28 protein-coding genes are annotated in these 25,879 nt (G+C 72.9%); 4 read left to right on the forward strand and 24 right to left on the reverse strand.

Annotation, left to right across the window (positions count from 1 at the left end; genetic code table 11):
• Positions 1-16 precede the first annotated feature (16 nt).
• The 21 genes from GA0070562_RS06655 to GA0070562_RS06755 form a co-directional block, all read right to left on the reverse strand.
• A complete protein-coding gene (locus GA0070562_RS06655; RefSeq protein WP_091418413.1) occupies positions 17-1,216 on the reverse strand; it encodes a CaiB/BaiF CoA transferase family protein in 1,200 nt (399 codons plus the stop codon).
• Complete coding sequence (locus GA0070562_RS06660; RefSeq protein WP_091416988.1) at positions 1,209-2,066, reverse strand: IclR family transcriptional regulator; 858 nt, start codon at positions 2,064-2,066, stop codon at positions 1,209-1,211. The genes GA0070562_RS06655 and GA0070562_RS06660 overlap by 8 nt, the downstream gene beginning before the upstream one ends.
• Before the next feature lie 45 nt (positions 2,067-2,111).
• Entirely contained in the window at positions 2,112-3,101 is a 990-nt protein-coding gene (locus GA0070562_RS06665) for an EamA family transporter (RefSeq protein ID WP_091416990.1), read from the reverse strand.
• Entirely contained in the window at positions 3,088-3,552 is a 465-nt protein-coding gene (locus GA0070562_RS06670) for an Ohr family peroxiredoxin (RefSeq protein ID WP_091416993.1), read from the reverse strand. Before GA0070562_RS06670 ends, GA0070562_RS06665 begins: the two co-directional genes overlap by 14 nt.
• Entirely contained in the window at positions 3,549-4,376 is an 828-nt protein-coding gene (locus GA0070562_RS06675) for an alpha/beta fold hydrolase (RefSeq protein ID WP_091416995.1), read from the reverse strand. Before GA0070562_RS06675 ends, GA0070562_RS06670 begins: the two co-directional genes overlap by 4 nt.
• Positions 4,373-5,737, reverse strand: a complete 1,365-nt coding sequence (locus GA0070562_RS06680) for a M20/M25/M40 family metallo-hydrolase (RefSeq protein WP_091416999.1) — start codon at positions 5,735-5,737, stop codon at positions 4,373-4,375. The genes GA0070562_RS06675 and GA0070562_RS06680 overlap by 4 nt, the downstream gene beginning before the upstream one ends.
• A gap of 36 nt (positions 5,738-5,773) precedes the next feature.
• Entirely contained in the window at positions 5,774-6,520 is a 747-nt protein-coding gene (locus tag GA0070562_RS06685) for an SDR family NAD(P)-dependent oxidoreductase (RefSeq protein ID WP_091417002.1), read from the reverse strand.
• 100 nt (positions 6,521-6,620) lie between these two features.
• A complete protein-coding gene (locus tag GA0070562_RS06690) occupies positions 6,621-7,481 on the reverse strand; it encodes an ABC transporter permease (RefSeq protein ID WP_091417004.1) in 861 nt (286 codons plus the stop codon).
• 12 nt (positions 7,482-7,493) lie between these two features.
• A complete protein-coding gene (locus GA0070562_RS06695) occupies positions 7,494-8,324 on the reverse strand; it encodes an ABC transporter ATP-binding protein (protein WP_175438667.1) in 831 nt (276 codons plus the stop codon).
• Between the two features lie 25 nt (positions 8,325-8,349).
• Positions 8,350-9,462, reverse strand: coding sequence for an ABC transporter substrate-binding protein (locus GA0070562_RS06700; protein ID WP_091417007.1), 1,113 nt, complete (start codon positions 9,460-9,462; stop codon positions 8,350-8,352).
• Between the two features lie 132 nt (positions 9,463-9,594).
• On the reverse strand, positions 9,595-9,981 hold the full coding sequence (locus GA0070562_RS06705) for a nuclear transport factor 2 family protein (RefSeq protein WP_091417010.1): 387 nt from the start codon (positions 9,979-9,981) through the stop codon (positions 9,595-9,597).
• Positions 9,981-10,292 carry a hypothetical protein gene (locus GA0070562_RS06710; protein WP_091417013.1) on the reverse strand — a complete coding sequence of 104 codons (312 nt, stop codon included), beginning with the start codon at positions 10,290-10,292 and terminating at the stop codon, positions 9,981-9,983. The genes GA0070562_RS06705 and GA0070562_RS06710 overlap by 1 nt, the downstream gene beginning before the upstream one ends.
• Positions 10,292-11,368: a class I SAM-dependent methyltransferase gene (locus GA0070562_RS06715; protein ID WP_091417014.1), complete on the reverse strand. Its 1,077-nt coding sequence runs from the start codon at positions 11,366-11,368 to the stop codon at positions 10,292-10,294. Before GA0070562_RS06715 ends, GA0070562_RS06710 begins: the two co-directional genes overlap by 1 nt.
• A gap of 63 nt (positions 11,369-11,431) precedes the next feature.
• Positions 11,432-13,459 carry an oxidoreductase gene (locus tag GA0070562_RS06720; RefSeq protein WP_091417018.1) on the reverse strand — a complete coding sequence of 676 codons (2,028 nt, stop codon included), beginning with the start codon at positions 13,457-13,459 and terminating at the stop codon, positions 11,432-11,434.
• A 490-nt stretch (positions 13,460-13,949) separates the two neighbouring features.
• Positions 13,950-14,534 (reverse strand): TetR/AcrR family transcriptional regulator, encoded by a 585-nt coding sequence (locus tag GA0070562_RS06725; RefSeq protein ID WP_091417020.1) that lies wholly within the window; start codon positions 14,532-14,534, stop codon positions 13,950-13,952.
• Positions 14,535-14,594: 60 nt separating this feature from the next.
• Complete coding sequence (locus tag GA0070562_RS06730) at positions 14,595-15,320, reverse strand: ABC transporter ATP-binding protein (protein WP_091417023.1); 726 nt, start codon at positions 15,318-15,320, stop codon at positions 14,595-14,597.
• Positions 15,317-16,447, reverse strand: coding sequence for an ABC transporter permease (locus tag GA0070562_RS06735; protein ID WP_091417025.1), 1,131 nt, complete (start codon positions 16,445-16,447; stop codon positions 15,317-15,319). Before GA0070562_RS06735 ends, GA0070562_RS06730 begins: the two co-directional genes overlap by 4 nt.
• 133 nt (positions 16,448-16,580) lie before the next feature.
• Complete coding sequence (locus tag GA0070562_RS06740; RefSeq protein WP_091417028.1) at positions 16,581-17,006, reverse strand: DUF6069 family protein; 426 nt, start codon at positions 17,004-17,006, stop codon at positions 16,581-16,583.
• Positions 16,999-17,466 (reverse strand): SRPBCC family protein, encoded by a 468-nt coding sequence (locus GA0070562_RS06745; protein ID WP_091417031.1) that lies wholly within the window; start codon positions 17,464-17,466, stop codon positions 16,999-17,001. Before GA0070562_RS06745 ends, GA0070562_RS06740 begins: the two co-directional genes overlap by 8 nt.
• A complete protein-coding gene (locus GA0070562_RS06750; RefSeq protein WP_091418419.1) occupies positions 17,420-17,800 on the reverse strand; it encodes an ArsR/SmtB family transcription factor in 381 nt (126 codons plus the stop codon). Before GA0070562_RS06750 ends, GA0070562_RS06745 begins: the two co-directional genes overlap by 47 nt.
• Positions 17,801-17,945: 145 nt before the next feature.
• The gene (locus GA0070562_RS06755) at positions 17,946-19,295 is read right to left on the reverse strand and encodes an extracellular catalytic domain type 1 short-chain-length polyhydroxyalkanoate depolymerase (RefSeq protein WP_244253808.1); all 1,350 of its coding nucleotides are present in this window, start codon (positions 19,293-19,295) and stop codon (positions 17,946-17,948) included.
• A 255-nt stretch (positions 19,296-19,550) separates the two neighbouring features.
• On the opposite strand from GA0070562_RS06755, the gene GA0070562_RS06760 reads away from it, so the two are divergent.
• From GA0070562_RS06760 to GA0070562_RS06775, 4 genes are all read left to right on the forward strand, one after another.
• Entirely contained in the window at positions 19,551-20,513 is a 963-nt protein-coding gene (locus GA0070562_RS06760) for a PaaX family transcriptional regulator (protein ID WP_091417037.1), read from the forward strand.
• On the forward strand, positions 20,504-21,757 hold the full coding sequence (locus GA0070562_RS06765; RefSeq protein WP_091417039.1) for a cytochrome P450: 1,254 nt from the start codon (positions 20,504-20,506) through the stop codon (positions 21,755-21,757). The genes GA0070562_RS06760 and GA0070562_RS06765 overlap by 10 nt, the downstream gene beginning before the upstream one ends.
• 96 nt (positions 21,758-21,853) lie before the next feature.
• Positions 21,854-22,114 (forward strand): acyl carrier protein, encoded by a 261-nt coding sequence (locus tag GA0070562_RS06770; RefSeq protein ID WP_091417045.1) that lies wholly within the window; start codon positions 21,854-21,856, stop codon positions 22,112-22,114.
• A gap of 71 nt (positions 22,115-22,185) precedes the next feature.
• On the forward strand, positions 22,186-23,418 hold the full coding sequence (locus tag GA0070562_RS06775; RefSeq protein WP_208576304.1) for a beta-ketoacyl-[acyl-carrier-protein] synthase family protein: 1,233 nt from the start codon (positions 22,186-22,188) through the stop codon (positions 23,416-23,418).
• 49 nt (positions 23,419-23,467) lie between these two features.
• On the opposite strand, the gene GA0070562_RS06780 is transcribed toward GA0070562_RS06775, so the two are convergent.
• The 3 genes from GA0070562_RS06780 to GA0070562_RS06790 form a co-directional block, all read right to left on the reverse strand.
• On the reverse strand, positions 23,468-24,781 hold the full coding sequence (locus GA0070562_RS06780) for a glycosyltransferase family 2 protein (protein WP_091417049.1): 1,314 nt from the start codon (positions 24,779-24,781) through the stop codon (positions 23,468-23,470).
• 11 nt (positions 24,782-24,792) lie between these two features.
• On the reverse strand, positions 24,793-25,074 hold the full coding sequence (locus GA0070562_RS06785; protein WP_091417054.1) for a phosphopantetheine-binding protein: 282 nt from the start codon (positions 25,072-25,074) through the stop codon (positions 24,793-24,795).
• An 86-nt stretch (positions 25,075-25,160) separates the two neighbouring features.
• Complete coding sequence (locus GA0070562_RS06790; RefSeq protein WP_091417058.1) at positions 25,161-25,841, reverse strand: 4'-phosphopantetheinyl transferase family protein; 681 nt, start codon at positions 25,839-25,841, stop codon at positions 25,161-25,163.
• Between the last annotated feature and the right edge of the window lie 38 nt (positions 25,842-25,879).

Below are 25,879 nucleotides of genomic sequence, written 5' to 3' on the forward strand. Positions count from 1 at the left end.
TCGGCTGTCGGCGTCGTCAGGCGACGACGCCACGGGCTTTCAGGTCGGCGATCTCGGCCGGGTCGCAGCCGAGTTCCTCGACGAGCAGGGCGTCGGTGTCGGCGCCGGGGGAGCGGCCGGTGAACCGGATCCGGCCCGGCGTCTCCGACATCCGCCACATGACGTTGTGCATCCGCATCGGGCCCAGGTCCGGGTCGTCGACCGTGGTGATCATCTCGGTGGCCTGGACGTGCGGGTCCTCGACGATGTCCTTGGCGCTGTAGACCGGGGCGACAGCGGCGCCGGCCTCGGCGAACGCGGCGGCCACCTCGTCGCGGGTCCGCTCGGCGATCCACGAGCCCACGTACTCGTCGAGCAGGTCCGCGTGCGCCACCCGCCCGACGCCGGTACGGAACCACGGCTCGTCGATCACCTCGGGGTGGCCCACGAGCCGCAGCACCCGCTCGGCGATGGCCTGGGCGCTGGTGGAGATCGCCACCCACGAGCCGTCCTTGGTCTGGTACGTGTTGCGCGGCGCGTTGTTCGTCGAGCGGTTGCCCTGTCGCTGCTCCACCACCCCGAGCTGGTCGAAGACGGTGGGGCCGGGACCGACCGCGGTCATGATCGGTTCCAGCAGGCTCATGTCGACGACCTGGCCCCGGCCGCCGGAGCGCTCCCGGTGCCACAGCGCCATCATCACGGCCGACGAGGTGGCGATGCCGCAGATGCTGTCGGCCAGCCCGAACGCGGGCAGCGTGGGCGGGCCGTCGGCGGTGCCGGTCAGGTGGGCGAAGCCGCTCATCGCCTCGGCCAGGGTGCCGAACCCGGCCCGGGAGGCGTACGGGCCGGTCTGCCCGAAGCCGGTGATCCGGGCGATCACCAGACCGGGGTTGACCCGGTGCAGCTCCTCCGGCCCGACGCCCCAGCGCTCCAGCGTGCCCGGCCGGAAGTTCTCCACCAGCACGTCGGCCCGCTCGGCCAGCCGCAGCAGCAGCGCCGCGCCCTCCGGCGCGGACAGGTTCAGCCCGACCAGCCGCTTGTTGCGGGAGATCTCCTTCCACCACAGGGGATGGCCGTCCTTGGCCTTGCCGTGGCCGCGCATGCTGTCACCCATGGTCGGGTGCTCGATCTTGATCACGTCGGCGCCGTAGTCGCCGAGGATCTGACAGCACAGCGGCCCGGCGAGGATCGTCGAGACGTCCAGCACCCGCAGGCCCGTCAGCGGTCCGTCACTCACCTGTTCCACCTCCCCAGTTCTGTTCCTGACCCGTCCGGCCGGCGGCACGCTGCGCCGGCGGCCGGAAACCCAGTTCGGCGGAGATCTCCGCCGCCGCCGCGGCGACCAGCGCCCCGTGCGCGGCGCACACCTCCGGGGTGAACCGGTTCTGCGGCCCGCACAGCGAGATCGAGCCGAACACCTGCCCGGTCGCGTACCGCACCACGGCGGCGACGCTGCCGGCGCCGTTCTGCCGTTCGCCCATGCTCACCGCGTACCCCTGGCGGCGGACCCGGGCCAGCTCGGCCCGCAGCTTCGCGGTGGAGGTGATGGTGGCCGGGGTGACCGCGTCCAGCGGGTGGTGTCCGAGGTAGTCGTCGACCTCGGCGTCCGGCAGCGCCGCCAGGATCGCCTTCGACGACGACCCGGAGTGCAGCGCGTGGCTGGTGCCCAGGGACACCGACATCCGGACCTCGTGCGGCGACAGCACCTGGTCGATGTAGACGCGCGACCAGCCCTGCCGCACCGACAGCGTGGCGGTCTCGCCGCTGTCGCGGACCAGCCGGACCAGGTACCGGCGCGCGATGTCCGGCACGTCCAGCGCACGCAGCGCGGCCAGGCCCACCGCCAGCGCGCCGGTGCCGAGTCGGTACCGCTTGGTCTCCTCGTTGAAGGTGAGGAAGTTGTCGGCCACCAGCTCCTTGAGTATCCGGTGGGCGACCGCCTTCGGCAGGCCCAGTTCCCGCGCGATCGTCGACACGCCGAGGGTCTCCGGTGCCCGTTCGGCGATGATGTTGACGATGTCGAGGGCGCGTCCCAGACCGGAGCGGGTCCGGCCGGCGCTGCTCTCGACGACCGCTGTCGTGATCATCTCTGTTCCTCCAGTGTCGACGTACGTGGGCGGGGTCGCCGGGCGTCAGGCGGGCGCGACGGGGGTCTTCCCGGGCGGGAGGCCGTCGGCCTGCCGGGGTCGCTCCCGCGCGATGACGAGCGCCACCGAGGCGAGCACCACGGCACCGGCGAGCACCTGTCGTCCGGACAACGATTCATCCAGCACCATCATGCCGAGCAGGACCGCCACCACCGGGTTGACGTACGCGTAGGTGGACGCGAGCTGGATCGGCGCGTTGCGCAGCAGCCACGTGTAGACGCTGAAGCCGACCACTGTGCACACCAGCATCAGGTAGGTCCACGCCAGCCAGGACCGGCCCGTCACGTCGCCCGGGCGGAACCGCCCCAGCTCACCGCTGACCACGCCGGCCACCGCCACCGCGACGCCACCGACGAGCATCTGCCAGCCGGTGCCGACCAGGTGGTCGGCCGGCATGTGCAGCCGCTGCGACAGCGTCGAGCCCAGCGCCCACACCATCGTGGAGACCACCACCAGCAGCATCCCGCCCAGGTGCCACCCCTGCGTCGGCACCGAGAACAGCAGCGCCAGCCCGGCCACCCCGCCCAGTACGCCCACGGCCGCGAGCGCCGACGGCCGTGGACCGACCGCCAGCCGCAACACCAGCACCCACAGCGGCATGCCCGCCACCAGCAGCGACGTCAGCCCCGTCGGCACGTACTGCTGGCCCAGTGCGAGCAGCGCGCTGCCCGCACCGACCATCAGCAGCCCGCTGGCGCCCACCCCGCCCCACTGCCGCCGGGGCAGCAGCAGCCCGGCCGGTCCCCGGCGCAGCGCCGCCACCGCGAACAGCAGCAGCGCGGCGGCCAGGAACCGGGCCGAGGTGGCGACCAGCGGCGGGATGCTGTCCAGGGCCACCCGGTTGCCCAGGTAGGTCGAGCCCCAGATCAGGTAGACCGCGCCGAGCCCGACGGCCAGGGCCATCGGGCCGGCGGGCCGCGGCGGATCCGCCGGGTGGCGGACCGCTGCGGGCCGGGTCAGGTCAGCGGTGGCCATCGACCCGGATCGCCACCGCGGTGTTGCCCCGCAGGGCGTTCGAGTAGGGACACATCCGGTCGGCCAGCTCCACCGCGCGTTCCAGCTCCGCCTGTGGGCACTGCGGCGCGGACACGTCCAGCACCACGGCGATCGCGTACCGGCCGTCCTGCGTCTGCCCGAGGGAGACCGAGGCGGTGACAGTGGTCGGACCGGGCCGGATGCCGGCCTGCCGGGCGGCCACCGTGAGCGCGCTGTCGAAGCAGGCCGCGTACCCGGCCGCGAACAGCTCCTCCGGGTCGGTGCCGGGCGCGTCCGGACCCCGCTCGACGGGGCGGGTCAGGTCGACCCGCAGCGACCCGGTCAGCGACCGGGCGCTGCCGCCCCGGCCGCCGGAGACCTCGACGGTCGCGGTGTAGAGCGTGTTAGCCGGTACGACCTTCGCCTCGGTGACCGGGGTGCCGGCGTTCATGCCGCCACCTCCCGCCCGAGGTCGGCGTGCACCTGCGCGGCGACCGCGTCGGCGAACGCCTCCGGCTGCTCGTCGGCCACGAAGTCGGTGCCACCGGGGATGGTGACCAGCTCGGCGCCGGGCAGCGCGGCCCGCACCTGCGGCGTCATCCGGTCCAGCAGGTCGTCGGCGCCGTGCAGCAGCACGACGGGCAGCGCGTCCAGGGCCGTGGTGTCGACGTGGTGGTCGAACACCGCCCGGTACGCGGTGGCGTAGTCCGGGCCGGTCAGCAGGTACTCGGTGACCTGGCGGTCCGCCTCCTCCGGGGTCAGGCGCGGGTACAGGCCGTACACCCGGTCCCAGATCACCTTCAGGTGGCCGCCGTCGCGGGCCGGCACGTAGCCGGGCGCGTACGACCGCTTCTTCTCCGCCCGCTCCTGCTCGTCGTAGAGCGGGATGCCCTGGAGGATCAGCCGGTGCACCCGCTCCGGCGCCGACATCAGCGCCTCCGCGCCGACGATCGCGCCGGTGTGCTGGCCGAGCAGGTGCACCCGGGACAGTCCGAGGGCGTCGGCGAACTGCCACACCCCGGCCGCGTACTCCGGGATGGACCACGGGCGCGGCGGCGCGTCGGACATGCCGAACCCCGGCGTGTCCGGGGCGATCACCCGCAGGCCGCGGCGGGCCAGCGGCTCGATCACCGCGTCGTAGGTGGCCGAGGAGAGCGGGGACTGGTGCAGGATCAGCAGCACCGGGGCGTCGGCGTCGCCGCCGTGCCGGTAGTGCACCTGCCCCCACGGCACGTCGACGTAGGCGCGGCGGGCCACGCCGCGGGCCCGGGTCACTCGGCCACCGCCAGCGCCGCCATGACCTCGATGACGTGCTTGATGCCGGCCTTGTAGTCGTCCAGCCGGATGTTCTCGTTCGGGCCGTCCACACCGGAGTCGGCCCGGGACACGCCGACGCCGACGATCGGCCGGTCGGCGATCACGCCCTGGTTGCCGATCCACTGCGTGTACGGCTCGATCACCGGCTCGGTCCCGTACACCCGGCGGGCCGTGTCGGCGACGAGCGCGACGAACGGGTCGCGGTGGTCGGTGAGGTTGGGCCGGCTGGTCGCCATCACCTCGATGCGCAGGTCACCGACGCCGGTCGCCGCCAGGTGGTCGCGGATGCAGCCGAGCACCCGGTCCGGGTCCTGGCCCGGCACCAGCCGGATCTCCAGCTTCGCGGAGGCGGTCGACGGGATGCCGAGCGTCACGTCGTCGCGCATGTCGCCGCCGGCGAAACCCGCGACGGTGAGCGTCGGCACGGTCCGGATGGCCACCGCGGCGGCCTGGTCGTCCAGGTCACCGGTGAACCGGTCGACCTGGGCCCGCTTGCGCAGGAAGTCCCCGTCGAACGCCACCTTCTCCAGCAGCGCCCGCTCCTCGTCGGTCGGCGGCCGCGCGTCGTCGGCGAAACCGGGGATCGTCACGGTGCCGTCGGGCCGCTGCAGCTGCGCCAGGGCGGCGGCCAGCCGGGCCGTGGCAGCCGGCAGCAGCGCGGTGTTCTGGCTGGTCAGGTCGCGCGGCAGGGTCTGCGCGGTGAGGCGCAGGTAGAGCACGCCCTTCTCGGCGAGCTTGAGCAGCAGCCGGTCCTCGCCGTCGAGCCAGGAGTTCTCCCACAGCGCCGCGTCGCTGGCGAGCCGGTCGGCGTGCGCCTGCACGAACGAGCCCAGGCCCGGGCTGTGCAGCCACTTCTTGCCCTCGAAGATGATCCGGTTGGTCACCGGCGGGGTCAGCCCGGCCAGCTTCCAGGCCGCCGCCGCGTGGATACGGGACATGACGACGCCCTTGTCGTCGGCCACGCCCCGGGCGTACAGCCGGCCGTCGTGGATCTCCGCCGCGTACGGCGGGCTGATCCAGTCGGCGTCGTCACCGGCCGGCTCGACCTCCACGTCGTAGTGGGTGAAGTGCAGCAGCGCCTTGTCACCCTCGCCGGGCACCTCGGCCAGCACGTACGGGTACGACTGCTCCCACGGGATGATCTCGGCTTCGCCGCCCCAGCGGCGGACCGACCCGGCGATGAACTCGGCGGTGGCCTCCATCTGCTCCGGCTCCTGGCGGCGGCTGCGGATGCGGCACAGCTGCTGGAGCTCCTCGACGAACTCGTCGAAGTGCGCGTCGACGGCCGCGAGAGCGGCCGCGGTATCCGGTTTGGGCATGGTGGTCCTCACAGAAGGGGTCGGAGAGGGGGAAAGTCAGTGGATGGTGACGCCGCCGTCGACGAAGATCGTCTGCCCGGTGGTCATGGCGGCGGCGTCACTGAGCAGGTAGGCGACCGCGTTGGCGACGTCCTGCGGCTGCGCCATCCGGCCCAGCGGGATGCTCGCCATCTTGTCGGCCAGGTACGCCTCGTCGCCGCGTACGTCGGAGGTCATGTCGGTGGGCACGATCGTGGGTCCGACGGCGTTGACCCGGATCCGGTCCGGCGCCCACTCCAGGGCCAGCACGCGCGCCATGTGCATCACGCCGGCCTTGCTGACGCAGTAGCCGAGCGTGTTCAGCACCGCGATGTGCCCGTTCGTGGAGCCGATGTTCACCACCGCGCCGCGGGTCTGCCGCAGGGCCGGGTACGCGGCCTGGCACATCCGGAACGTACCGGTCAGGTTGACGTCCAGGACGGCGGTGAAGTCCTCCTCGGACATCGTCGCCGCCGGTCCGCGCCGGACGATCCCGGCGTTGTTGACGAGCAGGTCGAGGCGGCCGTGGGAGTCCAGGACCTCGGCCACCAGGGCGGTGCAGGAGGCGGCCGACCGGACGTCCACCCGGTGCCGGGTGTGCGCGCCGCCGGTCAGCTCGGCCTCCGCCCAGTCGTCGAGCAGGTCGGCCTGCGCCACCGTAGCGCCGCGCTGAGCGAGGGTCGCGGCGATGCGGGCGCCGATGCCGCGGGCCGCCCCGGTCACCAGGGCCACCCGTCCGTCGAACCGGTTCGGGTCGGTGTTCATGTCTCGTGTCCTGCCTCTCCCGTTCGGCCACCGGCCGGGCGGGCGTGAACCACGCCCGGCCGGTGCTCCGCACGCGTGACGACGGTCCCGTCAGCTGTCGTCACGCGCCGATCACCTTCGTGTCCTCGGCCCAGAAGGCCAGGCGCTTCTGGAGCAGCCGGATCACGAAGTGCGCCACCAGACCCATCACCGACAGGACCACCAGGACGGCGAACATGCCGGCGATGTCGAAGTTGTAGTTGGTCTGCAGCAGCAGGTAGCCCAGGCCCTCCTTGGCGCCGATGAACTCGCCGACGACCGCGCCGAGGATGGCGAAGACGATGCCGATGTCCAGGCCGGCGAAGATGAACGGCAGCGCGCTGGGCAGCCGAACCATCCGGAAGATCTGGGTCTTGCTCGCGCCGAACACCGTCAGCATCTGGATCTTGTCGGCGTCGGCGGCACGCAGACCCTCGATGACGTTGACGAGCATCGGGAAGAACGAGATCACCGCGGCCATGACCACCTTGCTGGTCAGGCCGAAACCGAACCAGACCACGAACAGCGGGGCCAGGGCGACCTTCGGCACGGTCTGGAAGGCCACGATGTACGGCATCAGGGTGGCTTCGACGATCTTGATCTGGGAGATGAACGTGCCGAGCAGCAGCGCGGCCCCGACACCGATCACGAACCCGAGCAGCGCCTCCTGGGTGGTCACCCAGAAGTGACCCCAGAACTGGTCGTCGCCGAGCTGCTGCCACAGCGACTCGACCACGCTCGACGGCAGCGGCAGGACGTACTCGTCGACGCCGATGAGCTGGACGCCGTACTCCCAGGCCAGCACGACCACGACGAAGACCGTCGGGACCAGCCAGAGCTGGGGCTTCTCGCGGAGGTCGAACTTGCGCCGGGCGGGCCGGGCGGGCCGGGCGGACGGCGCCGGTGGCTGGGCCGGCTCGCGGACCAGGTTGCTTGTTGCCATGGCTGTCCCTCGTCAGTCGATAACGCCGGCGGCGTTGAAGTGTCGGCGGATCCGCTCCACGTAGACCCCGGCCCGGTCGGACGACATGACGCCGAGGTCACGCGGCCGCTCCAGGTCGATGTCCAGGACCTCCGCGATGCGGCCCGGCCGGGGGCTGAGCACGACCACCCGGTCGGAGAGGAACACCGCCTCCGGGATGGAGTGCGTGACCAGCACGATCGTCTGGTTGCTCTCCTGCCAGATGCGCAGCAGCTCCACGTTCATGTACTCGCGGGTCATCGCGTCGAGCGCGCCGAACGGCTCGTCCATCAGCAGTACCGCCGGGTCGTGCACGAGCGCCCGGCAGATGCCGGCCCGCTGCTGCATGCCGCCGCTGAGCTCGTGCGGGTACTTCTGCTCGAAGCCGTTGAGACCGACCATCTCGAGCAACTGCTGCGCGCGTTCCCGGTGCCGGCGGGGATCCAGTCGCTGGATCTCCGCCGGCACCATCACGTTGTCGAAGATGGTGCGCCACGGCAGCAGCGTGGGTGCCTGGAACACCATCCCGACCTCGGGAAGGGGCTTCGTCACGTCCCGCCCGGCGATCCGTACCGCGCCGCCGGACTTCGGGCTGAGCCCGGCGAGGATCTTCAGCAATGTGGTCTTGCCGCACCCGGACGGTCCCACGACCGAGATGAACTCGCCGCGACGTACCGTCAGGTTGATGTCGCTCAGCGCCTGGGTCGGTGCCGACTTCCGGGGCCGGTACTCCTTGTCCAGCCCGTCGATCTCGATCCAGGAGTCTTCCGACACCGATGCCGGAGCCTGCGTCTGCGCCCGGCGGGCCGTCGCCTTGATGGCCATCGAAATCCCTTCCGCTGTCCGCTGCCTAGGCGGTGTAGTTCGCGGCCTTGCTCAGCACCGCGGCCTTGTCGAAGTCGTTCGCGCCGGAGAGCAGGCTCGGGTCCCACAGCTTCTTCATGTCGACGTCACCGGTGATCTGCCCGGCCTCCTTGGTGTACGCCTGGGTCTTCGCCCACTCGTCGTCGCTGATCGCGCCCCAGTCGCCGAACTGCTCCGGGTCGCCGCTGGCCGGGGTGGCCGTCTTCAGCCAGGCGGTCAGGCTCTCGGTGTCGGCCTTCAGGCGCTCGTCGGCGGACTTGCCGGCGAGGATCTGCGGGAAGACCTTGTAGCCGATCTTCATGGCGGCCTCGGGGTTCTTCGCCGAGAAGAGCATCGCCTTGTACGCCGCGCGCAGGAACCGCTCGTACGAGTCCTTCTTGGCGTCGAAGTCACGGGCGCCGACGCTGAAGGTCAGCGACCGGATGCCGCTGAACACGTCCGGGTTGGTCAGGTACTTCAGCTCGGTGCCGGCGTTCTCGATGACCGCGTACGCCTGGGTGTAGAGCGCCAGCATGTCGACCTTGCCGTCGTTGAGCGCGGCGGCGGCCTGCGCGCCGACGCCCACCGGCAGCAGCTCGACGTCCTTGGCCGGGTCGAGACCGGCGGCCTTGACGTAGGCGCGGGCGTACGGGGCCGAGCCGGAGGCCAGGCTGATCACGCCGATCTTCTTGCCGCGCAGGTCCGCGCCGCCGGTGATCGGGGAGTTCGGCTTGACCGCCATCACCCACGGCCAGTTCTGCACCAGGCCGCCGATCGCCTTGATCGGCACGTTCTTCTCCACCGCGCCGAGCGCCGAGCCGGCGTCGGCGGGGGTGATGTCGCCGCTGCCGGACGCGACCGCCTGGAGGGCGGCGACCGAGCCGTCGGCGTTGATCGTCTCGACGGTCAGCTTCTCCTCGGCGAAGTAGCCGAGTTCCTTGGCGACCGCGTAGACGGCCACCTCCTCCTTCGGGCCGATCACGGCGGAGGCGATGGCCATGGTCAGCTTCGCCTCCTTGCCCTCGCCGCCGGCGCCGTCGTCGTCGGAGCCGCCGCCGCACGCGGACAGGACCAGCGCGGCGGCCAGCGCCGCCGGGAGCAGAGCCCACTTTCGTTTCATATGCACACACCTCGTCATGAGTCGGGGGAGACCACCTCCGCCGCCGGGGCGGCGGAGGTGGGGGAATCAGCCGTCGCGCTGCCGCGCGACCGTTGTCCGGCAGGCGTCGCGCTGCTGCGCGACCAGTGCCGGTCAGGCGTCGCGCTGCTGCGCGACCAGGGCCAGATCGTTGTAGACGTGCTGCTCGACGATCAGTCCGCCGTCGAGCACGAACACGTCCGCGTAGCGGATGTCCTCGAACGGAGTGCCGTCGAGCCATTCCCCGTACAGCCGCCCGAGCGAGGTCACAGTGACCCGCCCGTCGGCGTCACCCACCAGGTAGCGGTCCCGGTGCTTGCGCACCCACCGGTAGGTTCCGGTCGACGCGGCCGCCATCTCCCGCAGCGACGAGTACTCCCGGCCGCCCGGGAAGACCAACCGGGCCCGCTCCGCGAGAAAGCGGCCTGCTTCGTCGAGCTCGCGGTCCTCGCACAGCTGTAGGTACCTGTCGATCAGGCCGGGCGCGTCCGGTGTGGTCATCAGCCCGTCTTCTCGCTCAGGGCCGCCTCCCACTGGTCCCGCAGCGGGTGCTCCGCGGGGCCGTGCTCGGTGAGGATGCGCATCAGGCGGGCCAGCAGCGCGTCCCGCTCGCGGTCGAGGACCTGCTGCTCCTCCTCGGTGGAGACGAACTCGTCGACGGCGCCCGCGGTGAGCGCGCCGGAGCGGGTCAGCAGCGCCTCGACGACGCGTACCCGCTGGCGGGTCACGTGCAGCTCGGTGGAGAGCTGCAGCACCAGGTCGAGCAGCTTGCCGACCTTGGGGTCTCCGAAGTAGTCGAACTCGGTGCTCATCACGCCTCCGGCTTGGTCGCGGCCAGTACGGCCCAGGGGAAGTGCCACTCGGGACGGTCGCCCCAGCCCTGCGGCTGGACGCCGTTGCGGCGCTCGTCGAACGGGGTCCACGACACGTCGGTCAGACCGGCCTCGGTGCAGACCTCGATCAGGTCCGAGCCGAACAGGTCGTGGAAGAACGGCTCGTTGTTGCGCTCGGCGTGCTCGTAGACGGTGGCGTCGCGCACCGGGTCGCCGGTCAGCATGAACTCCAGGAAGCGCAGCGAGCCGCCCGGCTTGAGCAGGCGCGCCGCCTCCACGATCGTTTCCCGGATCGCGGCGGCCGGCATCTCGTGCAGGACCATCGTGCCGGTGACCACGTCGCAGCTGTCCGACTCGATGCCAGTGGCCCGGCCGTCGGCCTGCCGGTAGTCGATCGTGAGTCCGGTCGCCTCGGCCTCGGCGTGGGCCAGGCGCAGACCGGGCGCGGCCAGGTCCACGCCGATCACCTGCGCGGTCGGGTACTTGGCCGGCAGCGGGCGGGTGCTCTTGCCGAAACCGCACCCGATGTCGACGATCCGGGTCGCCGCGGGCAGCTCGGGCAGCGCGGTCCTGGCGAACAGCGTGTGGAACTTGTAGCCGTCGTTGTCGCGCAGCATGACGATGCGCGCGCCGAACTCGTACACGTAGGCGGACATGTCGTCGGAGAAGAAGCTGCCGGGCTGGATGTGGATGTCGTAGTCGGTGTACCAGTCGGGCAGTTCCAGGCCGGGGTTCAGCTCCAGCGAGCCCTTCGGCTGCTCGGGCAGCGAGGTGAGCTGGTCGGTCAGCTCCTCGCGGCGGCTGAGCACCGCGTCGCCGGCGACCTTCCAGAGCATCTTCTGCTGCACCCGCTCCAGGTGGCTGAACCACGGGTAGAGCGGAAGACCACGCAGCACCTGACCGGCGTCGGCGATCGTCGTGGCCGACGCCCCGGTGGCGCCGTACTCCTCGCGCAGCGCCGGGTAGACGGTGTCCGCCCAGCGCTTGCGCAGGCCGAGGACGAAGTCCACGGCGGAACGCTCATCCAGGGTGAGGCGCTCCTCGATGTCCAGCATGCTTGTCTCCTCTGCAGGTGGGGGAGGTCCGGTCCGCGGTGCACCGCTACCGGGGTGGACGGGTCAGTGGGCGTACCGCACGCGCTGGGCGGACGCGGTGTCGTAGGCGCCGAGGAACGCGCCGGCCATGCGTCCCTCGTAGACGGCCTCGAAGGCGGTGCGGGGGGCGTTCGCGTCGCCGACGACGTGGATGTGGGGGCCGTCGGGCAGCGCGTCGAGCTGCCGGTACAACTCGTCCGCGGCCTGCGCCGAACCGCCGTCGACGACCGTGGTGACGTCCTCGACGATCGTGTCGCCGCCGGCGAGCGGGCCGCCGAGGGCCACCGCCGTGGCGCCCGCGGCGCGGGCGGTCCGCATCGGGTGGACCGCGATCCCCAGGTCCGCGAAGCGCTTGAGCAGCGCCAGCCGCGAGTACGTGGTGATCTTGGCGCTCACCGTGGCGGTGGGGGAGACGAGGTGGACGCGGGCGCCCCGGCGGGCGAGCGCCTCCGCGACCGACGCCGCCGACCAGGTGCCCTCGTCGTCCAGCACGACGACGGCACCGGCCGGCCGGTAGCCGGGGTCGGCCAGGTTGTCGACGGCCTGCCAGATGTCGATCACCGGCGGGCCGCCGGGCAGCTCCCGGCGGGCGGGCCGGGAGCCGGTGGCGAGGACGACGTCCTGGTAGCCACCGGTCAGCACGTCGTCGACGCCGGCGCGGTGGCCGAGCCGGACCGGGATGCCGGCGGCCGCCACGTCGCGGGCCAGGTCACGGGTGAGCAGCCCGAGCCGCTCCCGTCCGGGTACGCGCGCGGCCATCTCCACCTGTCCGCCCAGGTGGTCCCGTGCCTCCACGACGGTCACCCGGTGCCCGGCCCGGTGCGCGGAGAGGGCGGCCTCCAGCCCGGCCGGCCCACCGCCGACGACCAGGACGTTCCGCGCGCCGGACGGCCCGGGCAGCTCCGGCCAGGCGTCGGCCCACTCCCGCTCGGCGCCGACCTCCGGGTTGACCACGCACGAGATCGGCAGGCTGGTCTCCAGCCGGCCGATGCAGCCCTGGTTGCAGGCCAGGCAGGCGCGTACCTCGTGCTGGCGGCCCTGCTCGGCCTTGCGGACCAGGTGCGGGTCGGCGATGTGCGGGCGGGCCAGGCCGACCAGGTCGGCCTCGCCGGCGGCGACGAGTTCGGCCGCCTCCGGCAGGCTGTCCAGCCGGCACACCGCGAGCACCGGCAGGTCCGGGAACTCCTGCTTGAACAGCGCCGCGTGGTGCCGGAACGGGGCGTGGCCGAAGCTCATGTCCGCCATCTGCGTCGCCAGCGACCAGCTGCCGTGGTAGGCGGAGTGGCTGACGTGCACGTAGGCGAGGGGGAACTCGGCGCGCAGCTTGCCGACGATCTCCAGCACCGCGGCCGGGTCGAGGCCGCCGGGCAGGAACTCGTCGGCGCTGACCCGCAGCCCGACGGGCAGTTCGGGGGCGGCGGCCAGCACCGCGGTCAGCACCTCGCGGGTCAGGCGCATCCGGTTGTCGAGGCTGCCGCCGTACGCGTCGTCGCGGGTGTTCGTGTGCGGGGAGAGGAACTGCTGGAGGAGGTGGCCATGGCCGGCGTGCACTTCGAGCCCGTCGAAGCCGGCCTCGCGCATCCGGCGCGCGGCGGCGGCGAACGCGGCGACGACGACGGCGATGTCCCGGCGCCCCATCGCGTGCGGGACGTGCGAGCCGGCCGCCCACGGCACCGGCGACGAGGACCAGGCGGCGGTGCGGGTCGCGTCGCCGTTGGCCTGCCGCCCGGCGTGCATGATCTGGGCGAACATGCGGGCGCCGTGCTCGTGCACGGCCTCGGTCACCGCCGCGTACGCCGGGATCGACGAGTCGTCGAAGCTGCCGAGGCTGATGCTGCGGCCCGCGCTCGTGGGGTGCACACGGATCGCCTCGGTGATGATCAGGCCGGCGCCACCGCGCGCCCGCTCCGCGTGGTAGGCGACGTGGCGGCGGGTGGGCGCGTTGTTCAGTCCGAAGTTGGTGGTGTGGCCGGGGACGAAGACCCGGTTCCGCAATGTGAGACGACCCAGCCGGGTGGGGGAGAGAAGAGCGAGAAGCTTGTCGTCAGGCATGCCTCGGACTTCCTGTTTCGGGCCGCACTCGGCGAGGCCGAGGGCGTTCGGTTGAACCGTACGCCGTTCGATTGAGTGGAACGGTAGGGCCGGGTTCACATGCCGTCAACGGGCTACCGATCAGTAACTTAGCCCGCCGCACCGCCTTTGAGCTGCTGTTCCACCAGGCGGAACGGTGACCGATGATGACCGTCGATGCTGCGGTCGGTCGTTCGGATGCTCCTGATCGGACGGCAGTGCCGGCCGCCGATCCCCGGTCGGCGGCCCGTACCGATCGTTCGGACGGCTGCGCCGGACCGTGTCGGCGGGCGTCCTCTCCGGGAACGCCGGTGCGTCTCCGGGCGCCGGCTCCGGACGCGCGTCGGCCCGGGTCGTCGACCGGGCGCGCACCCGTGGTGCGGCTGCCGGCGACGACCCGGGCCGACGTTGTTCAGCAGGTGTGGTGACGGCCGGACGCCGTAGCGCCGCGCCGGAGTTCAGGGGCGGACGGTCAGCCGGCGTCCGAGCGCAGGTACGGCGTGAGCAGCTCGCGGGCGAGGCCCCTGGCCGCCGGAAGGTCGAGACCGTTCTCGATCATGCGGCTGAGGGCGTAGACGACCGACTGGACGAGCTCCGCCATCCGGTCCGGGTCGCTCGCCCCGTGCTCGGTGAGGGCGGCGCGCAGCGGCGCCTCGAGGCTGTCGTGCAGCAGCCGGCTGGAGGTCGCCAGCACCTCGCTGTTGCCCACCGACGCCAGTGCCCGGGCCAGCGCGTGGTCGCCCCGGGCAACCAGTTGCAGGTTGGCCTCGACGTACGCCAGGATCCTCGCCCCCGGCGTGCGGGCCTCGGCCATCTGCTTCTCGACGAAGGCCGACCACCGGGGGAAGGTGTCGGCGACCAGCACGTCGAACATGTCGGTGCGGGACTTGAAGTACGAGTACGCGCTGGACCGGGCCAGCCCGGCGTGCCGGGCGACGTCGGCCAGGCTCGGAATCTCTTCCGGGTGCTCGGAGAGCAGGGTGCGGGCGGCGTCGAGCAACGCCGCCCGCTGCGCGGCCCGGTGTTCCGCGACGGTCGAGGCTTGGATCTTCGGCACACCGACCTCCCCGTGTCTCCCGCCGCCCGTGTCCGGTCCGCGTCGCTCCCTGCTCGTCGATCAGCTGCTCGTGGCGAGCTTGCCGTCGATCATCTCGTAGATGGTGTCACAGTATTGCAGCACGTCGTGATCGTGAGTGACCATCACGACGGCCACCGAACGCTCCCGCGCCTCCTGGGCGAGCAGCTGGACGATGTCGTGGCTGCGGGCCCGGTCCAGCGCCGCTGTCGGCTCGTCCACCAGCAGCACCGAGGGCTCGGTCATCAGCGCCCGGGCGATGCCGACGCGCTGGCGCTCGCCGCCGGAGAGCTGGTGCGGCCGGCGGTCGGCCTTCCCGGCCAGGCCGACGTGCGCGAGCATCTGCAGCGGGTCGCGTCCGGACCGGTCCCGGCGTCCGCCCAGCCGCAGTGGCAGGCGCAGCTGGTCGGCGGCGGTCAGCGCGGGCAGCAGGTTGCCCGACTGGAACACGAACCCCACGTGCCGGCGGCGCAGTTCGGTGCGCGCCCGGCGGCTGGACACGGTCATGTCGTGCCCGGCCACTGTGACCGTGCCCTCGTCGGGGCGGGCCAGCCCGCCGGCGACGGCGAGCAGACTGGACTTGCCCGCGCCGGAGGGCCCCACGATCGCGGCCAGCTCGCCCGGCGCGACGGTCAGGTCGACGTCGTCGAGCGCGTGCACGGTCTCCGCGCCGTCGCCGTGCCGCAGGTGCACGCCGCGCATGACCAGGCCGAGGTCGGCCGGGGTGGTGCCCGGAGCCGACGGGGACGGTGTGGTCCGGCTGCTCATCGGTTGCCTCCCAGGGCGGTAGCCGGGTCGATGGAGGTGAGGCGGACGACGGCGGCTGCCGCGCCGACCAGGCCGAGCACGAGCAGTCCGGCCGCGGCGGCGGCGATGCTCTGCGGGTGCAGCGCGAACGGGACGTTGCCGCCGGAGATCAGCGCGCCGAGGCCGAGGCCGATACCCATGCCGACGGCGATGGCGAGGGCCAGCAGGATCAGTGCCTGGGTGAGGGCGTCGCGCAGCACCCAGCGGGTCGAGGCGCCCAGTGCCCGCAGCACGGCGACCTCCTGCCGGCGCTGGATCGCCCAGACCGCGAAGAACGCGCCGGCCACGAGCGCCGAGATCGCGTAGAGGAAGCCCTGGATCAGCTGGAGCGTGGTGGTCTCCGCGGTGTAGCCCGGCGAGGCGCCGTAGGACTCGTCGAGCGTCAGGCTCTCCGTGCCCGCGGCCTTGTCGCCCGCGGCCAGGTCCACCGAGTCGCCGTCGGCCGCACGGACCGCGACGGCGGTGATCTCCTGGGTCGCCTGCGCCGGCACCTGCGCGCCGGCCGGGGTGCCGGACTTGACCGCCTGCCACGTCGCCAGCGGCACGTACGCCACGTCGACGTGGCCGAAGGTGTCCTGCTGCTCGGTGACGCCGACGACGCGCAGCCGCGTGCCCAGCCGGTCCACCGTCACGGTGTCACCGACGCGCAGGCCCGCGTCGATGGCGGTGGGACTCACCACGATCCCGTCCGCCGGGCCGAGCCGGTCGCCCTCGCTGACGGCGGGCGACAGGAACGAGTCGGTCTCGACGCCGAACAGCGCCAGGTCGACCTCGGTGCCCCCGTCGGTGCGCCCGTTGATCAGCGTGTTGCCGAACGGGGTCGCCTCCGCCACGCCCGGCTGGTCGCGCCAGGTGTCCACCGCCGAGGCGTCCACCACGCTGCGCGAGAACGCCGAGTCGTGCTGCACGCCGTGGGCGAAGGCGAACGAGGTGACCGGCAGGTTCTGCAGGCCGGAGACGCCGTCGCGGACCAGCCCGACGGACAGGCCGGACAGCATCACCATCAGCACCGAGATCAGCGCGATCACGGCCCCCATCAGGGCGAATCGCAGCCGCGCGAACCCCAGCTCGCGAATGGCCAGGAACATCAGCCGCCACCTCTCAAACTTGTCGACACCATGTCGCCATGTTAACAACGCGGTGTCGGCAAAAAGGTGGCGGCGGCTGTCTACCCGACCACAATCCGTGACGGCCGGCCGGCACGGCCGGCCGCACCCGTTGTCAGGCGGCGACCGGGCCGGCGGTGGCGCGGCGCGCGCGCCGCCCGAGAGCGGTCACCGCGACGACGATGATCGGGGCGAGCGTGAGGTGGCACACCGCCAGCGTGATCGTGCTGGTGGTGTCCAGGTCGGCGGGCAGTGTCATGGTGGCGATGGTGAGCACCGCGAGCGCCGGGCCGATGGTCAGCGCGGCCCGGACCACCCAGGCGAACCGGGAGGCCAGCAGGGCGACGGCGGTGAGCCCGAGCGCCAGCGGCAGCGCGCTGAAGCCCGCGACGGTCACCGCGTCGACCTCCACCCGCCGGCCGTCGGCGGTGAACAGGAAGCTGCCGCCGGCGGCGCGGCCGATCGCGTACACGACCAGGTTGACGACCACCGCGACGGCGGTGGCGAGCGCGACGACGGCGGTGCGGGACAGGTCAGCCACGGGAGGTCTCCTCTGCGTGCTCTCGGATCAGGTAGGCCTCGATGCGGGCGAACGCCCCGGCCCAGACCTCGCCGACGAAGAAGTCGCGCAGCTGCGGGGTCGGGAAGCCGCTCTGCACCACAGTCATCAGCGTGCCGCCGTCCCTCGCCTCGAAGGTGACCTCGATGCGCGTGGTCAGCGTCGCGCCGTCCGGGCCGGCGCCGGTCGACTCGGTGACCAGCCGGTGCGGGCGGTCGATCTCCAGGAACGTCTGCGTCTCACGGAACAGCATGTCGGGGGAGGGACCCCAGACGGCGGTCTGTTTCCCGCCGACCCGCAGGTCGACGTCGATCTCCACGATGCCGGGCTCCTCGTCGAGGATGCCGAACCAGATCTTCTGTTTGCCCGCGTCGGTGTAGGCGTCGAACGCCTCGTCAGGGGTGCCCGGAAGGTGTCGTGTCACTCGCATGTGGAGTGTCATGGTCGCGGTCCTTCGTGGTGAGTGTGAGGTAGGCGTCGATGCCGTCGAGGCGACGTGCCCAGAGCCGTCGGTAGAAGGCGATCCAGGCCATGGCCTGGTCCAGCGGCGCCTCGCTGAGCCGGCACTGCCGGGACCGGCCGATCTTGCGCGTCACCACGAGGCCCGCGTCCTCCAGCGCGCGCACGTGCTTGCGCACGCCGGTGAGACTCATCCCGGTGGGCTCGGTCAGCTCGCTGATGGTGGCCGGCCCCGCGCCGAGCCGGATCAGGATGTCGCGTCGCGTCGGATCGGCCAGGCCGGCGAACACCCGGTCGAGCGTCTCTTGCTGAACCACGAGGTTCACCGTACGACACTGAACCGTTCGGTTCAACGTTTTGCCGCGGTGGGCGTGGCGTACGCGCGAAACGGCCCCGCTACCTCTCGGGTCGCGGGGCCGTCCCCGGCGCCGTGGGAAGAAACGCCGGAGTGCGGGGTGCCGGTCAGGCGATCGTGCAGGGTGAGCCGTTGAGGCTGAACGAGCCGGGCCGGGCGGTGTTACCCGTGTGCGTGGCCTGGAAGCCGATGGTGGTCGAGCCGCGGGCCGGGATGACCGCGTTGTACGCGACGTTGCGCGCGGTCACCTGACCCGAGGCGGGGGAGTAGGACGCGTTCCAGCCCGAGGTGATGGTCTGGCCGCCGGGCAGCGTGAACGCCAGCGACCAGCCGTTCACCGCGGCGGTGCCGGTGTTGGTGACGGTGATGTTCTCGGTCAGCCCGTTGTTCCAGGCGTTCAGCTCGATGCTCACCGAGCAGGCGCCGGTGCCGGGCGGCGGGGTGGTCGGGCCCGGCGGGGGTGTGGTCGGACCGGGCGGCGGCGTGGTCGGGCCCGGCGGGGGCGTGGTCGGACCGGGCGGCGGCGTGGTCGGACCGGGAGTGCTGGTCAGGCCGAAGAACGCCACCGCGGCCGCGGCCATGCCCGCCGACGGCAGGCTGTGCCCGGCGCCCTGGATGCTGTACGCCTCGACCTGGACCGTGCCGTTGGCGTCGGCGTAGCGCCGCCGGTTCCAGCCGGACTGCGGCGTGTCGGTGGACGTGGGGTTCTGGCTGAGGCCGAACACGTTCGTCCACTGCTCGATCGTCTCCTGGAGCAGCGAGTACGGCACCAGCGTGTCGTTGGTGCCGTGCCACAACTGCACCCGGGGACGGGGCCCGGTGTAGCCGGGGTACGCCTGGCGGACCGCGTCACCCCACTGCTGCGGGGTGCGGTTCATGTTCCCGCCGGTGCACTGGCTGGAGCCGGGCGGATAGTCGGCGGCGCCGGCGAAGCAGTTGAACGGCACGCCCATGAACGCCGCGCCGGCCTTGAAGACGTCCGGGTAGAGCGCCAGCATGTGGTTGGTCATCATGCCGCCGGACGAGCTGCCGGTGGCGTAGACCCGGTCCGGGTCGGCGCCGTACTGCTGCTGGACGTAGCGGACCATCGAGATGAGCGACACCGGGTCGCTGCCGCCGCCGCGCCGCTTGGCCGCGTCGGACCAGGTGTCGAAGCAGTTGCCGAAACCGGCCTGCTGGGTCGCGCTGGGATAGATCACGATGAACCCGTACCGGTCGGCCAGCCCGGCGAACTCGCTGCCGGAGTAGAAGCCGGGGCCGGAACCGCCGCAGCCGTGCATGGCCACCACAGTGGCCGGCCGGGCCGGGCGGGCGTCCGGAACGTAGACGTGCATCCGCATCCGGCCCGGGTTGTCGCCGAAGCTGGTCACCTCGGTCAGCGACGCCGCGTACGCGGGTTGGACGGTGGGGATCACCAGGCCGGCCGCCGCCAGCGACGCGGCCAGGGCCACCACCATCTTGGCTCTGATTCTCACGGAGACTCCTTCGATCGCCCTGTGCGGGCGGGGACGGGCGGGTGCGCGCCGCGCCGGCGACCCGGGCCGCCGCGGTGTCGCGCCTCACCCACTGACGTGGCTCGCCCGGCCCGGCTCCGTCGTATGGCACATAGTGTTCCGGCCGGACGTCGAAGTGTCAATCGATGTGCTCCGATGAGCTGCGGCGGCGTTCGTCTACAGTCGGTGCACCGTCCCTGAGCCGAGCCCGGAGCGCGTGTGGCAAGCCCGTTCGACATCGAGGAGATCTACCCGGACGAGGGGCCGGCGCCGCGGCTGCCCCGGCGGCAGGCCGGCACCTCTCCGCAGAGCGTCGCGGTGACGCTCCTGACCGACTACACGCTGCGTACCCGCGCCGCGCTGCCGTCCGCGGCGATCGTCGCGCTGCTCGGCGAGGCCGGCGTGACCAGTGCGGGCGCCCGTACCGCGATCAGCCGGCTGGCCCGCCGCGGTGTGCTGGAGGGCGCCCGGCAGGGCCGCAACAGCTTCTACCGGCTCAGTCGCGCCGCCGCCGCCGACCTGTCCGCGGGCGGGAACTGGATCACCGCCTCCACCGCCGAGACGCAGGCGTGGGACGGGTGCTGGACCATCGTCGCCTTCTCACTGCCGCAGGACCACGGCACCCAGCGCCGGGCGCTGCGCGGCCAGTTGCGCTGGCTCGGCTTCGCGCCGCTCTACGACGGGCTGTGGATCTCGCCGTACGAGCTGGCCGGGCCCGCGCGGGCCCGGCTCGCCCAGCTCGCCCTCGGCGCGGTCACGGTGTTCCGGGGGCGGCAGGACGCGCTGGGTGCGATCGGCCAGCGCGCCCCCGTGGACGCCTGGGACGTCGATGCGATCAGTGGACACTACGAGGCGTTCCTGCGCCGGTGGACGCCGCTGGTGTCGCGGCTCGGATCCGTCGACGGCGCCGCCGCCGTGCGGGCGCGGACCGAGGTGATGGACACGTACCGGCGGTTCCCCACGCTCGACCCGCGGCTGCCGCTGGAACTGCTGCCCGCCGGATGGCCGCGCCGGGCGGCCCGGGACCTGTTCGCGGCCGTCTACGACGGCCTGGCCGAGGCCGCCGAGACCCACGTCCGGGCGGTCGTCGCGCGGTTCGCCGACCCGGTGCCGCCCGGCATCCGTGCGCACACCACCGCCGACATGCTCGCCGGCGTACGCGAGGAGGGGCCGTGCGCGTGACCATCTCCCTCGACGAGCTGCTCGGTGACGAGGTGCGGCGCGACCCGTACCCGTTCTACGCCCGGCTGCACGAGGCGGGGGAGGCGGTCGCGCTGCGGCCGGCCGACCCGCACGCGCTCGTCGTGCACGGGTACGACGCGGTCAACCGGGTGCTGCGCGACCCGGTCTTCCGGGTGCTCGGCGCCGACTACCTGGACCGGGTCGGGGTGCGCTGGCGCGAACACCAGGTGATCCGGATCCTCCAGTCGTCGATGCTCAACGCCGCCGAGGGCGACCACCTCCGGGTCCGGCACCTGTTCTCCCAGGCGCTCACCCCGCGCCGGGTCGCCGCGCTGGAGCCGGCCATCGGGCGCATCGCCGACGGCCTGCTCGACGGGCTCGCCGCCGACGGCGCGGACGGCCGTCCGGTCGACTTCATGGCCCGCTTCGCGCTGCGGCTGCCCAGTGACGTCATCGGCGAGCTGCTCGGCGTGCCGGAGGCGGACCGGGAGTGGTTCCCGTCCCGGGTCCGCGCGTTCGACGCGGTGCTGGAGATCGGCCGCCGGTCCATGCGCGAGGTCCGGGCCGCCAACGTCGCGGCGGCGGAGCTGACCGCGTACTTCACCGACCTGGTCGCCGCGCGCCGGGCGCGGCCGCGCGACGACTTCGTCTCGGCGCTGCTGCGCGGCCTGGACGCCGAGCCCGGCCGGCTGACCGCCGACGAGCTGCTGGCCAACCTCATCATCATGTACAACGCCGGGTTCCGGACCACCGCGAACCTGCTCGGCAACGGCCTGGTGCTGCTCACCGAGCGGCCGGACGCGCGAGACGCGCTGCGCGCCGATCCGTCGCTCGCGGCGTCGTACGTCGAGGAGATCCTGCGGTACGAGCCGCCGGTGCACTTCGCGGTCCGGTACGCCGCCGCGGACACCGAGGTCGCCGGCCTGCCGGTGGCGGCCGGCCGGACGGTGGTGGTGCTGACCGGCGCCGCGAACCGGGATCCGCGCCGCTTTCCCGACCCGGACCGGTTCGACCCGTCCCGCACCGACAACCGGCACCTGGCGTTCAGCGCCGGGCCGCACTACTGCTTCGGGGCGACGCTGGCCCGGGCCGAGGGGCGGCTGGTCCTGCCCCGCCTGCTGGGCCGCTTCCCGGCGCTGGCCGCCGAGCCCGGGCCGCGCCGCGCGCTGATGCTGCGCGGGTACGACCGATTGCCGGTCCGGCTGGCCGACCGGGCACCTTGCCAAACCAACCCGATCGAGTAAGGTCGATACTACGCGGAGTGTCCGCTCCGCGCCTCACAGGTTCCGTCGAGCAGGTCGAGCGCGCCGCCAGGACACCGTGGAAGGGAAACACCGGACATGACCGACGAGATCCGCGCGTTCCTCCTCGCCGCACTCACCGAGATGAAGTACGACGTCTCGGACGTCGACGACGACACCGTCTTCGGTCCCGCCGGGCTCGACGTGGACTCCCTCGGCCTGGCCGAGCTGGCGGTGCGCGTGGAGGACCGGTTCGGAGTCGCCTTCGACGACGACGAGGCGGAGGAACTCGCGATGATGACCGTCGGCGAGTTCAGCCGGGCGGTGGCGGCGCGCATCGCACCGGCCTCGGCGCACTGACCGATGCCGGGGCACGGCACCCGGCCGCGCCGCGTCCCGGCGGCCCGCCCGGCACACCGGGGCCGGTGAGCATGCGCGAACCGGTCACCGTCACAGGGATCGGGCTGGTCAGCCCGGTCGGCTCCACCGCCGCCGAGGTGTTCGACGCGGTCTGCGACGGCCGGTCCGGGCTCTCCCGCCCGCCCGCCGACCATCCGCTGCACGGCGTGGTCGACGTCGCCGCGTTCGCCCCCGCGATCGACCCGGCGAGCGTGCTGCCCGGCCCGGAGTCCCGCGTCGTGGACCGGTCCATCGTGATGGTGCTGCGCGCCGCCGAGGACGCGCTCGCCGACGCCGGACTGCGGATCGGCCAGGACGTCGACAGGTACCGGGTGGCGGTCATCGTCTCCGGCGTCGGCGGTCTGTCCATGCTGGAGGAACAGGTGCTCGGCCGCGCCGCGCGGGGCCGGTTCGGGGTCAGCCCGTACATGCTGCCCGGGACGCTGCCGAACATGGGCGCGGCCCGCATCGCGATCAAGTTCGGCGTCCACGGCTACACCTCGTCAATCGGCACGGCGTGCGCGGCCGGGGCGCAGTCGATCGGTGAGGCGCTGCGCATCCTGCGCGCCGGGGAGGCGGACGTGGTGCTCGCCGGATGCGCCGAGGCGCCGCTGTTCCCGACCTTCGCGTACGCGTTCGGCAACGCCCGGGCGCTCGCCCGCGGCTGGGCCGACCCGGTTGTCGCGAGCCGCCCGTTCGACCGCCGCCGCAACGGCCTCGTCCTCGGCGAGGGCGCCGGGGTGTTCGTGCTGGAACGCGCCGCACACGCCGTCGCGCGCGGCGCCCACCGCCACGCCGACGTGCTCGGCTGGGGCGCCACGAACGACGCCCACCACCCGACCACGCCGCGCCCCGACGGCGCCGGCGCGGCCGCGTGCATGCGGATGGCCGTCCGCGACGCCGGGCTGGTGCCGGGCGACATCGGGTACGTCAACGCGCACGGCACCAGCACCCGGGCCGGGGACGCCGCCGAGCTGGCCGCGCTCGCCGAGGTCTACGGCGCCGGCCCGCCACCGCTGAGTTCGACAAAGGGCGTGACCGGGCACATGCTCGGCGTCTCCGGCGTGATCGAGGCGGCCGTCGCGGTCGAGGCGCTGCGTCGCGGTCTGCTGCCACCCACGCACAACCTGGACGACCCGGAGCGGGCGGGCGAGGTCGACCACATCCGCGAGAAGGCGCGGGCGTCGGCCGTGGACGCGGTGCTGTCCAACTCGTTCGGCTTCGGCGGCCACAACGTCAGCCTCGTCCTGGCGCGGCCCGCCTGAGCGGCCGGCTCGCTTGACCGGCCGGCCCGTCTGACCGGCCGGCTGGGCCTCAGCGGAGCGTGATCACCGTGGCCGCATCGTACGCGGCGACGGCGACGGCGAAGTGCGGGCGCAGCATGTCGGCCACGTAGTCGAGGTCGGCGACCAGCGGCACCGGCAGCAGGGCGCGCTGGTCCGGGCCGGTACGGGTGGCGACCAGCTCGATCCGGTCGGCCTTGAGCAGCCCACGGGTGAGGAACGCGGGCAGGTCCTCGGGCAGCAGGCACCGCCACATGTCGACGTTGACGATCGCGTCCAGTGCGCCGGCCTTGAACTGCTGGAGCACGGTGCCGAGCAGGTGCGAGTTCGTCTCGCCGACCGGCGCGTCGTGGTCGAACGTGTGCGACCCGGCGCCCAGGGCCAGCGCGGACACGCCGTTGCCCACGACCAGCGCGGCGCTCACCGCCAGCTCGTCGCGCAGCGACGCGGGCAGCACGTCCGGACGGCCCAGCCCACCGGCCCGGTACGCCTCGATCGCCTGGCCGTAGAGCCGGATCCGGCCCAGGTGCCGGCCGAACGTGTTGAGCCCGTACAGCACCTCGACGTCGTAGCGCAGGTGCTTGCGCAGCAGGTACTTCATGTTGTCCATCGAGGCGAGCCCGTTGGACGTCTTGCGGAAGTGCGGCAGGTGGTAGGAGAGCGCGTCGACGTCCAGCCGGAACAGCTCCGGCGGTGCGCCGTGCAGGTGGAACACCCGGTAGAAGAAGTCGAGGTCCTCGAAGCCCCACTTGACCATCGCCTCGTCGAAGCCGCCGACCCGCCGGAACGACTCGTGGTCCACCGACGCGTTGTGGGTCAGGCCCAGCACCCAGGGCGCGCTCGGGAAGTCGTCCATCCTCTGAGGGAGGGCGATGTCCTCCAGCCGCGGGTCGCCGCGCTCGGCGTCGAGCATCGCCGGGGCGACCGGCTCGCCTCGGCGCAGCGCGTCCGCGCCGGCCCAGTCCAGGTCGTACCGCTGGCCGAGCAGTACCCCCGGCCGGCCGGCCCGTCCGGCGTGGAAGTCCCGGTGCCGTTGCAGCAGCCCAGGATGCGCCACCGTGTCGGCGTCCAGGAACATCAGCGTGTCCGCGCGGGCGCGGGCCGCCGCCGCGTTGCGGTTGGCGCTGCGGCCCCCGTTCCGCTCGCTGCGGACGTAGTCGATCCGCAGCCGGTCCCGGTACGCGTCCACCACCGGGCCCAGCGCCACGGCCGAGCCGTCGTCGCCGACGACCACCTCGAAGTCCCCGGGCGGCAGCGTCTGCCGGGTCAGCGAGCGCAGCGTCGCGTCGAGCGCCGATCCGTTCTCGTGCGCGGGCACCACGACGCTCAGGCTCGGCCGGTCCATGGTCGGCCTGCTCAGCGCGGGGTGGAGTTGGCGGTGATGTAGTCGGCCAGGTCGCCGAGCGTGGCCATCCGGTCCTCGTCCAGCTCCTCGACGTCGATCTGGATCTCCAGCTCGTCCTCCAGCGCCAGCAGCAACTCCAGGCCGAGGGAGGAGCTGAGGCCGAGCTCGTCCATCAACTGGGTCTGCTCGGTGACCGGCGCGTCCGGCCGGAGCATCCGGGTCAGCAACACGGTCAGGCGGTCCACGACCTGGTCACGGGGCGGCGCGGCGGCCGGCGCGTCGTGCTCTAGCACCGGGCGTCCCGCGAGTCGATCATGCGCGTCGGCATGGAGCCATCAGAGCAGGGGACATCGGCGGGTGTCAACGGGTACGGCAATCGTCACTCGTCGTGACCGAGGTCGGTGCGGCAGTCGACGTCGTACGGCCGGTCCCCGGCGAGCGCGACCGCCACCGCGTACCCGGCTGGCGTGGGCAGGTCGGTGAGCCGGTGCGGTCCCGCCGGCTCGACGCACTCGACCACGTCGCCCCGGTGCACCGGCATCCCGAGGTTGGGCCACAGCCGGCCCCCGGCCGCCTTGACGGCCGCCTCCTTGCGGGCCCACAGCCGGGTGAACCGCAGCGCCCGGCCGGCCTGGTCCGGCCCGGCGGCGACGTGCCGTGCCTCCCGCGGGTCGAAGAAGCGCGCGGACGCGGACACCGGATCCCCGCCCGGCGCGACGTGCTGGATGTCCACCCCGACCGGACGGCCCTCGCTGAGCGCGACCGCGACGAGATCGCCGGAGTACGACAGGCTCGTGTGCAGGCCGCTCCACGGTGCGGTCAGCGCCGGTTTGCCGTACCGGCCGCGGCGCCAGGTCAGCGCCGCCGGTGGCGTGCCGGTGGCCCGCCCGGCGAGGACGCGCAGGGCGCCGTGCGCCACCGTGAACCGGTCCCGCAGCACCTCGGTGCCGAACCGCGCGGCCCGGTCCCGCTCGTCCGCGTCGAGCACCGCCCGGTACCGGGCCAGCTCGCCCGCCGGCACCGCTGCCGCAAGGATCCAGACCCGGACGGCGTCCCGCATGGACGGCAGCGTAACCGTGCGCCGTCACGTTGACACAC

This window comes from Micromonospora tulbaghiae (assembly GCF_900091605.1).
Taxonomy (GTDB): domain Bacteria; phylum Actinomycetota; class Actinomycetes; order Mycobacteriales; family Micromonosporaceae; genus Micromonospora; species Micromonospora tulbaghiae.

Excerpts from the sequence above, each read along its gene's own strand:
- GA0070562_RS06660 (WP_091416988.1), bottom strand. The coding sequence starts at position 2,066 with ATGATCACGACAGCGGTCGTCGAGAGCAGCGCCGGCCGGACCCGCTCC.
- GA0070562_RS06665 (WP_091416990.1), bottom strand. The coding sequence starts at position 3,101 with ATGGCCACCGCTGACCTGACCCGGCCCGCAGCGGTCCGCCACCCGGCG.
- GA0070562_RS06670 (WP_091416993.1), bottom strand. The coding sequence starts at position 3,552 with ATGAACGCCGGCACCCCGGTCACCGAGGCGAAGGTCGTACCGGCTAAC.
- GA0070562_RS06680 (WP_091416999.1), bottom strand. The coding sequence starts at position 5,737 with ATGCCCAAACCGGATACCGCGGCCGCTCTCGCGGCCGTCGACGCGCAC.
- GA0070562_RS06685 (WP_091417002.1), bottom strand. The coding sequence starts at position 6,520 with ATGAACACCGACCCGAACCGGTTCGACGGACGGGTGGCCCTGGTGACC.
- GA0070562_RS06690 (WP_091417004.1), bottom strand. The coding sequence starts at position 7,481 with ATGGCAACAAGCAACCTGGTCCGCGAGCCGGCCCAGCCACCGGCGCCG.
- GA0070562_RS06695 (WP_175438667.1), bottom strand. The coding sequence starts at position 8,324 with ATGGCCATCAAGGCGACGGCCCGCCGGGCGCAGACGCAGGCTCCGGCA.
- GA0070562_RS06700 (WP_091417007.1), bottom strand. The coding sequence starts at position 9,462 with ATGAAACGAAAGTGGGCTCTGCTCCCGGCGGCGCTGGCCGCCGCGCTG.
- GA0070562_RS06705 (WP_091417010.1), bottom strand. The coding sequence starts at position 9,981 with ATGACCACACCGGACGCGCCCGGCCTGATCGACAGGTACCTACAGCTG.
- GA0070562_RS06710 (WP_091417013.1), bottom strand. The coding sequence starts at position 10,292 with ATGAGCACCGAGTTCGACTACTTCGGAGACCCCAAGGTCGGCAAGCTG.
- GA0070562_RS06715 (WP_091417014.1), bottom strand. The coding sequence starts at position 11,368 with ATGCTGGACATCGAGGAGCGCCTCACCCTGGATGAGCGTTCCGCCGTG.
- GA0070562_RS06720 (WP_091417018.1), bottom strand. The coding sequence starts at position 13,459 with ATGCCTGACGACAAGCTTCTCGCTCTTCTCTCCCCCACCCGGCTGGGT.
- GA0070562_RS06730 (WP_091417023.1), bottom strand. The coding sequence starts at position 15,320 with ATGAGCAGCCGGACCACACCGTCCCCGTCGGCTCCGGGCACCACCCCG.
- GA0070562_RS06735 (WP_091417025.1), bottom strand. The coding sequence starts at position 16,447 with ATGTTCCTGGCCATTCGCGAGCTGGGGTTCGCGCGGCTGCGATTCGCC.
- GA0070562_RS06745 (WP_091417031.1), bottom strand. The coding sequence starts at position 17,466 with ATGACACTCCACATGCGAGTGACACGACACCTTCCGGGCACCCCTGAC.
- GA0070562_RS06755 (WP_244253808.1), bottom strand. The coding sequence starts at position 19,295 with ATGGTGGTGGCCCTGGCCGCGTCGCTGGCGGCGGCCGGCCTGGTGATC.
- GA0070562_RS06770 (WP_091417045.1), top strand. The coding sequence starts at position 21,854 with ATGACCGACGAGATCCGCGCGTTCCTCCTCGCCGCACTCACCGAGATG.
- GA0070562_RS06775 (WP_208576304.1), top strand. The coding sequence starts at position 22,186 with ATGCGCGAACCGGTCACCGTCACAGGGATCGGGCTGGTCAGCCCGGTC.
- GA0070562_RS06780 (WP_091417049.1), bottom strand. The coding sequence starts at position 24,781 with ATGGACCGGCCGAGCCTGAGCGTCGTGGTGCCCGCGCACGAGAACGGA.
- GA0070562_RS06790 (WP_091417058.1), bottom strand. The coding sequence starts at position 25,841 with ATGCGGGACGCCGTCCGGGTCTGGATCCTTGCGGCAGCGGTGCCGGCG.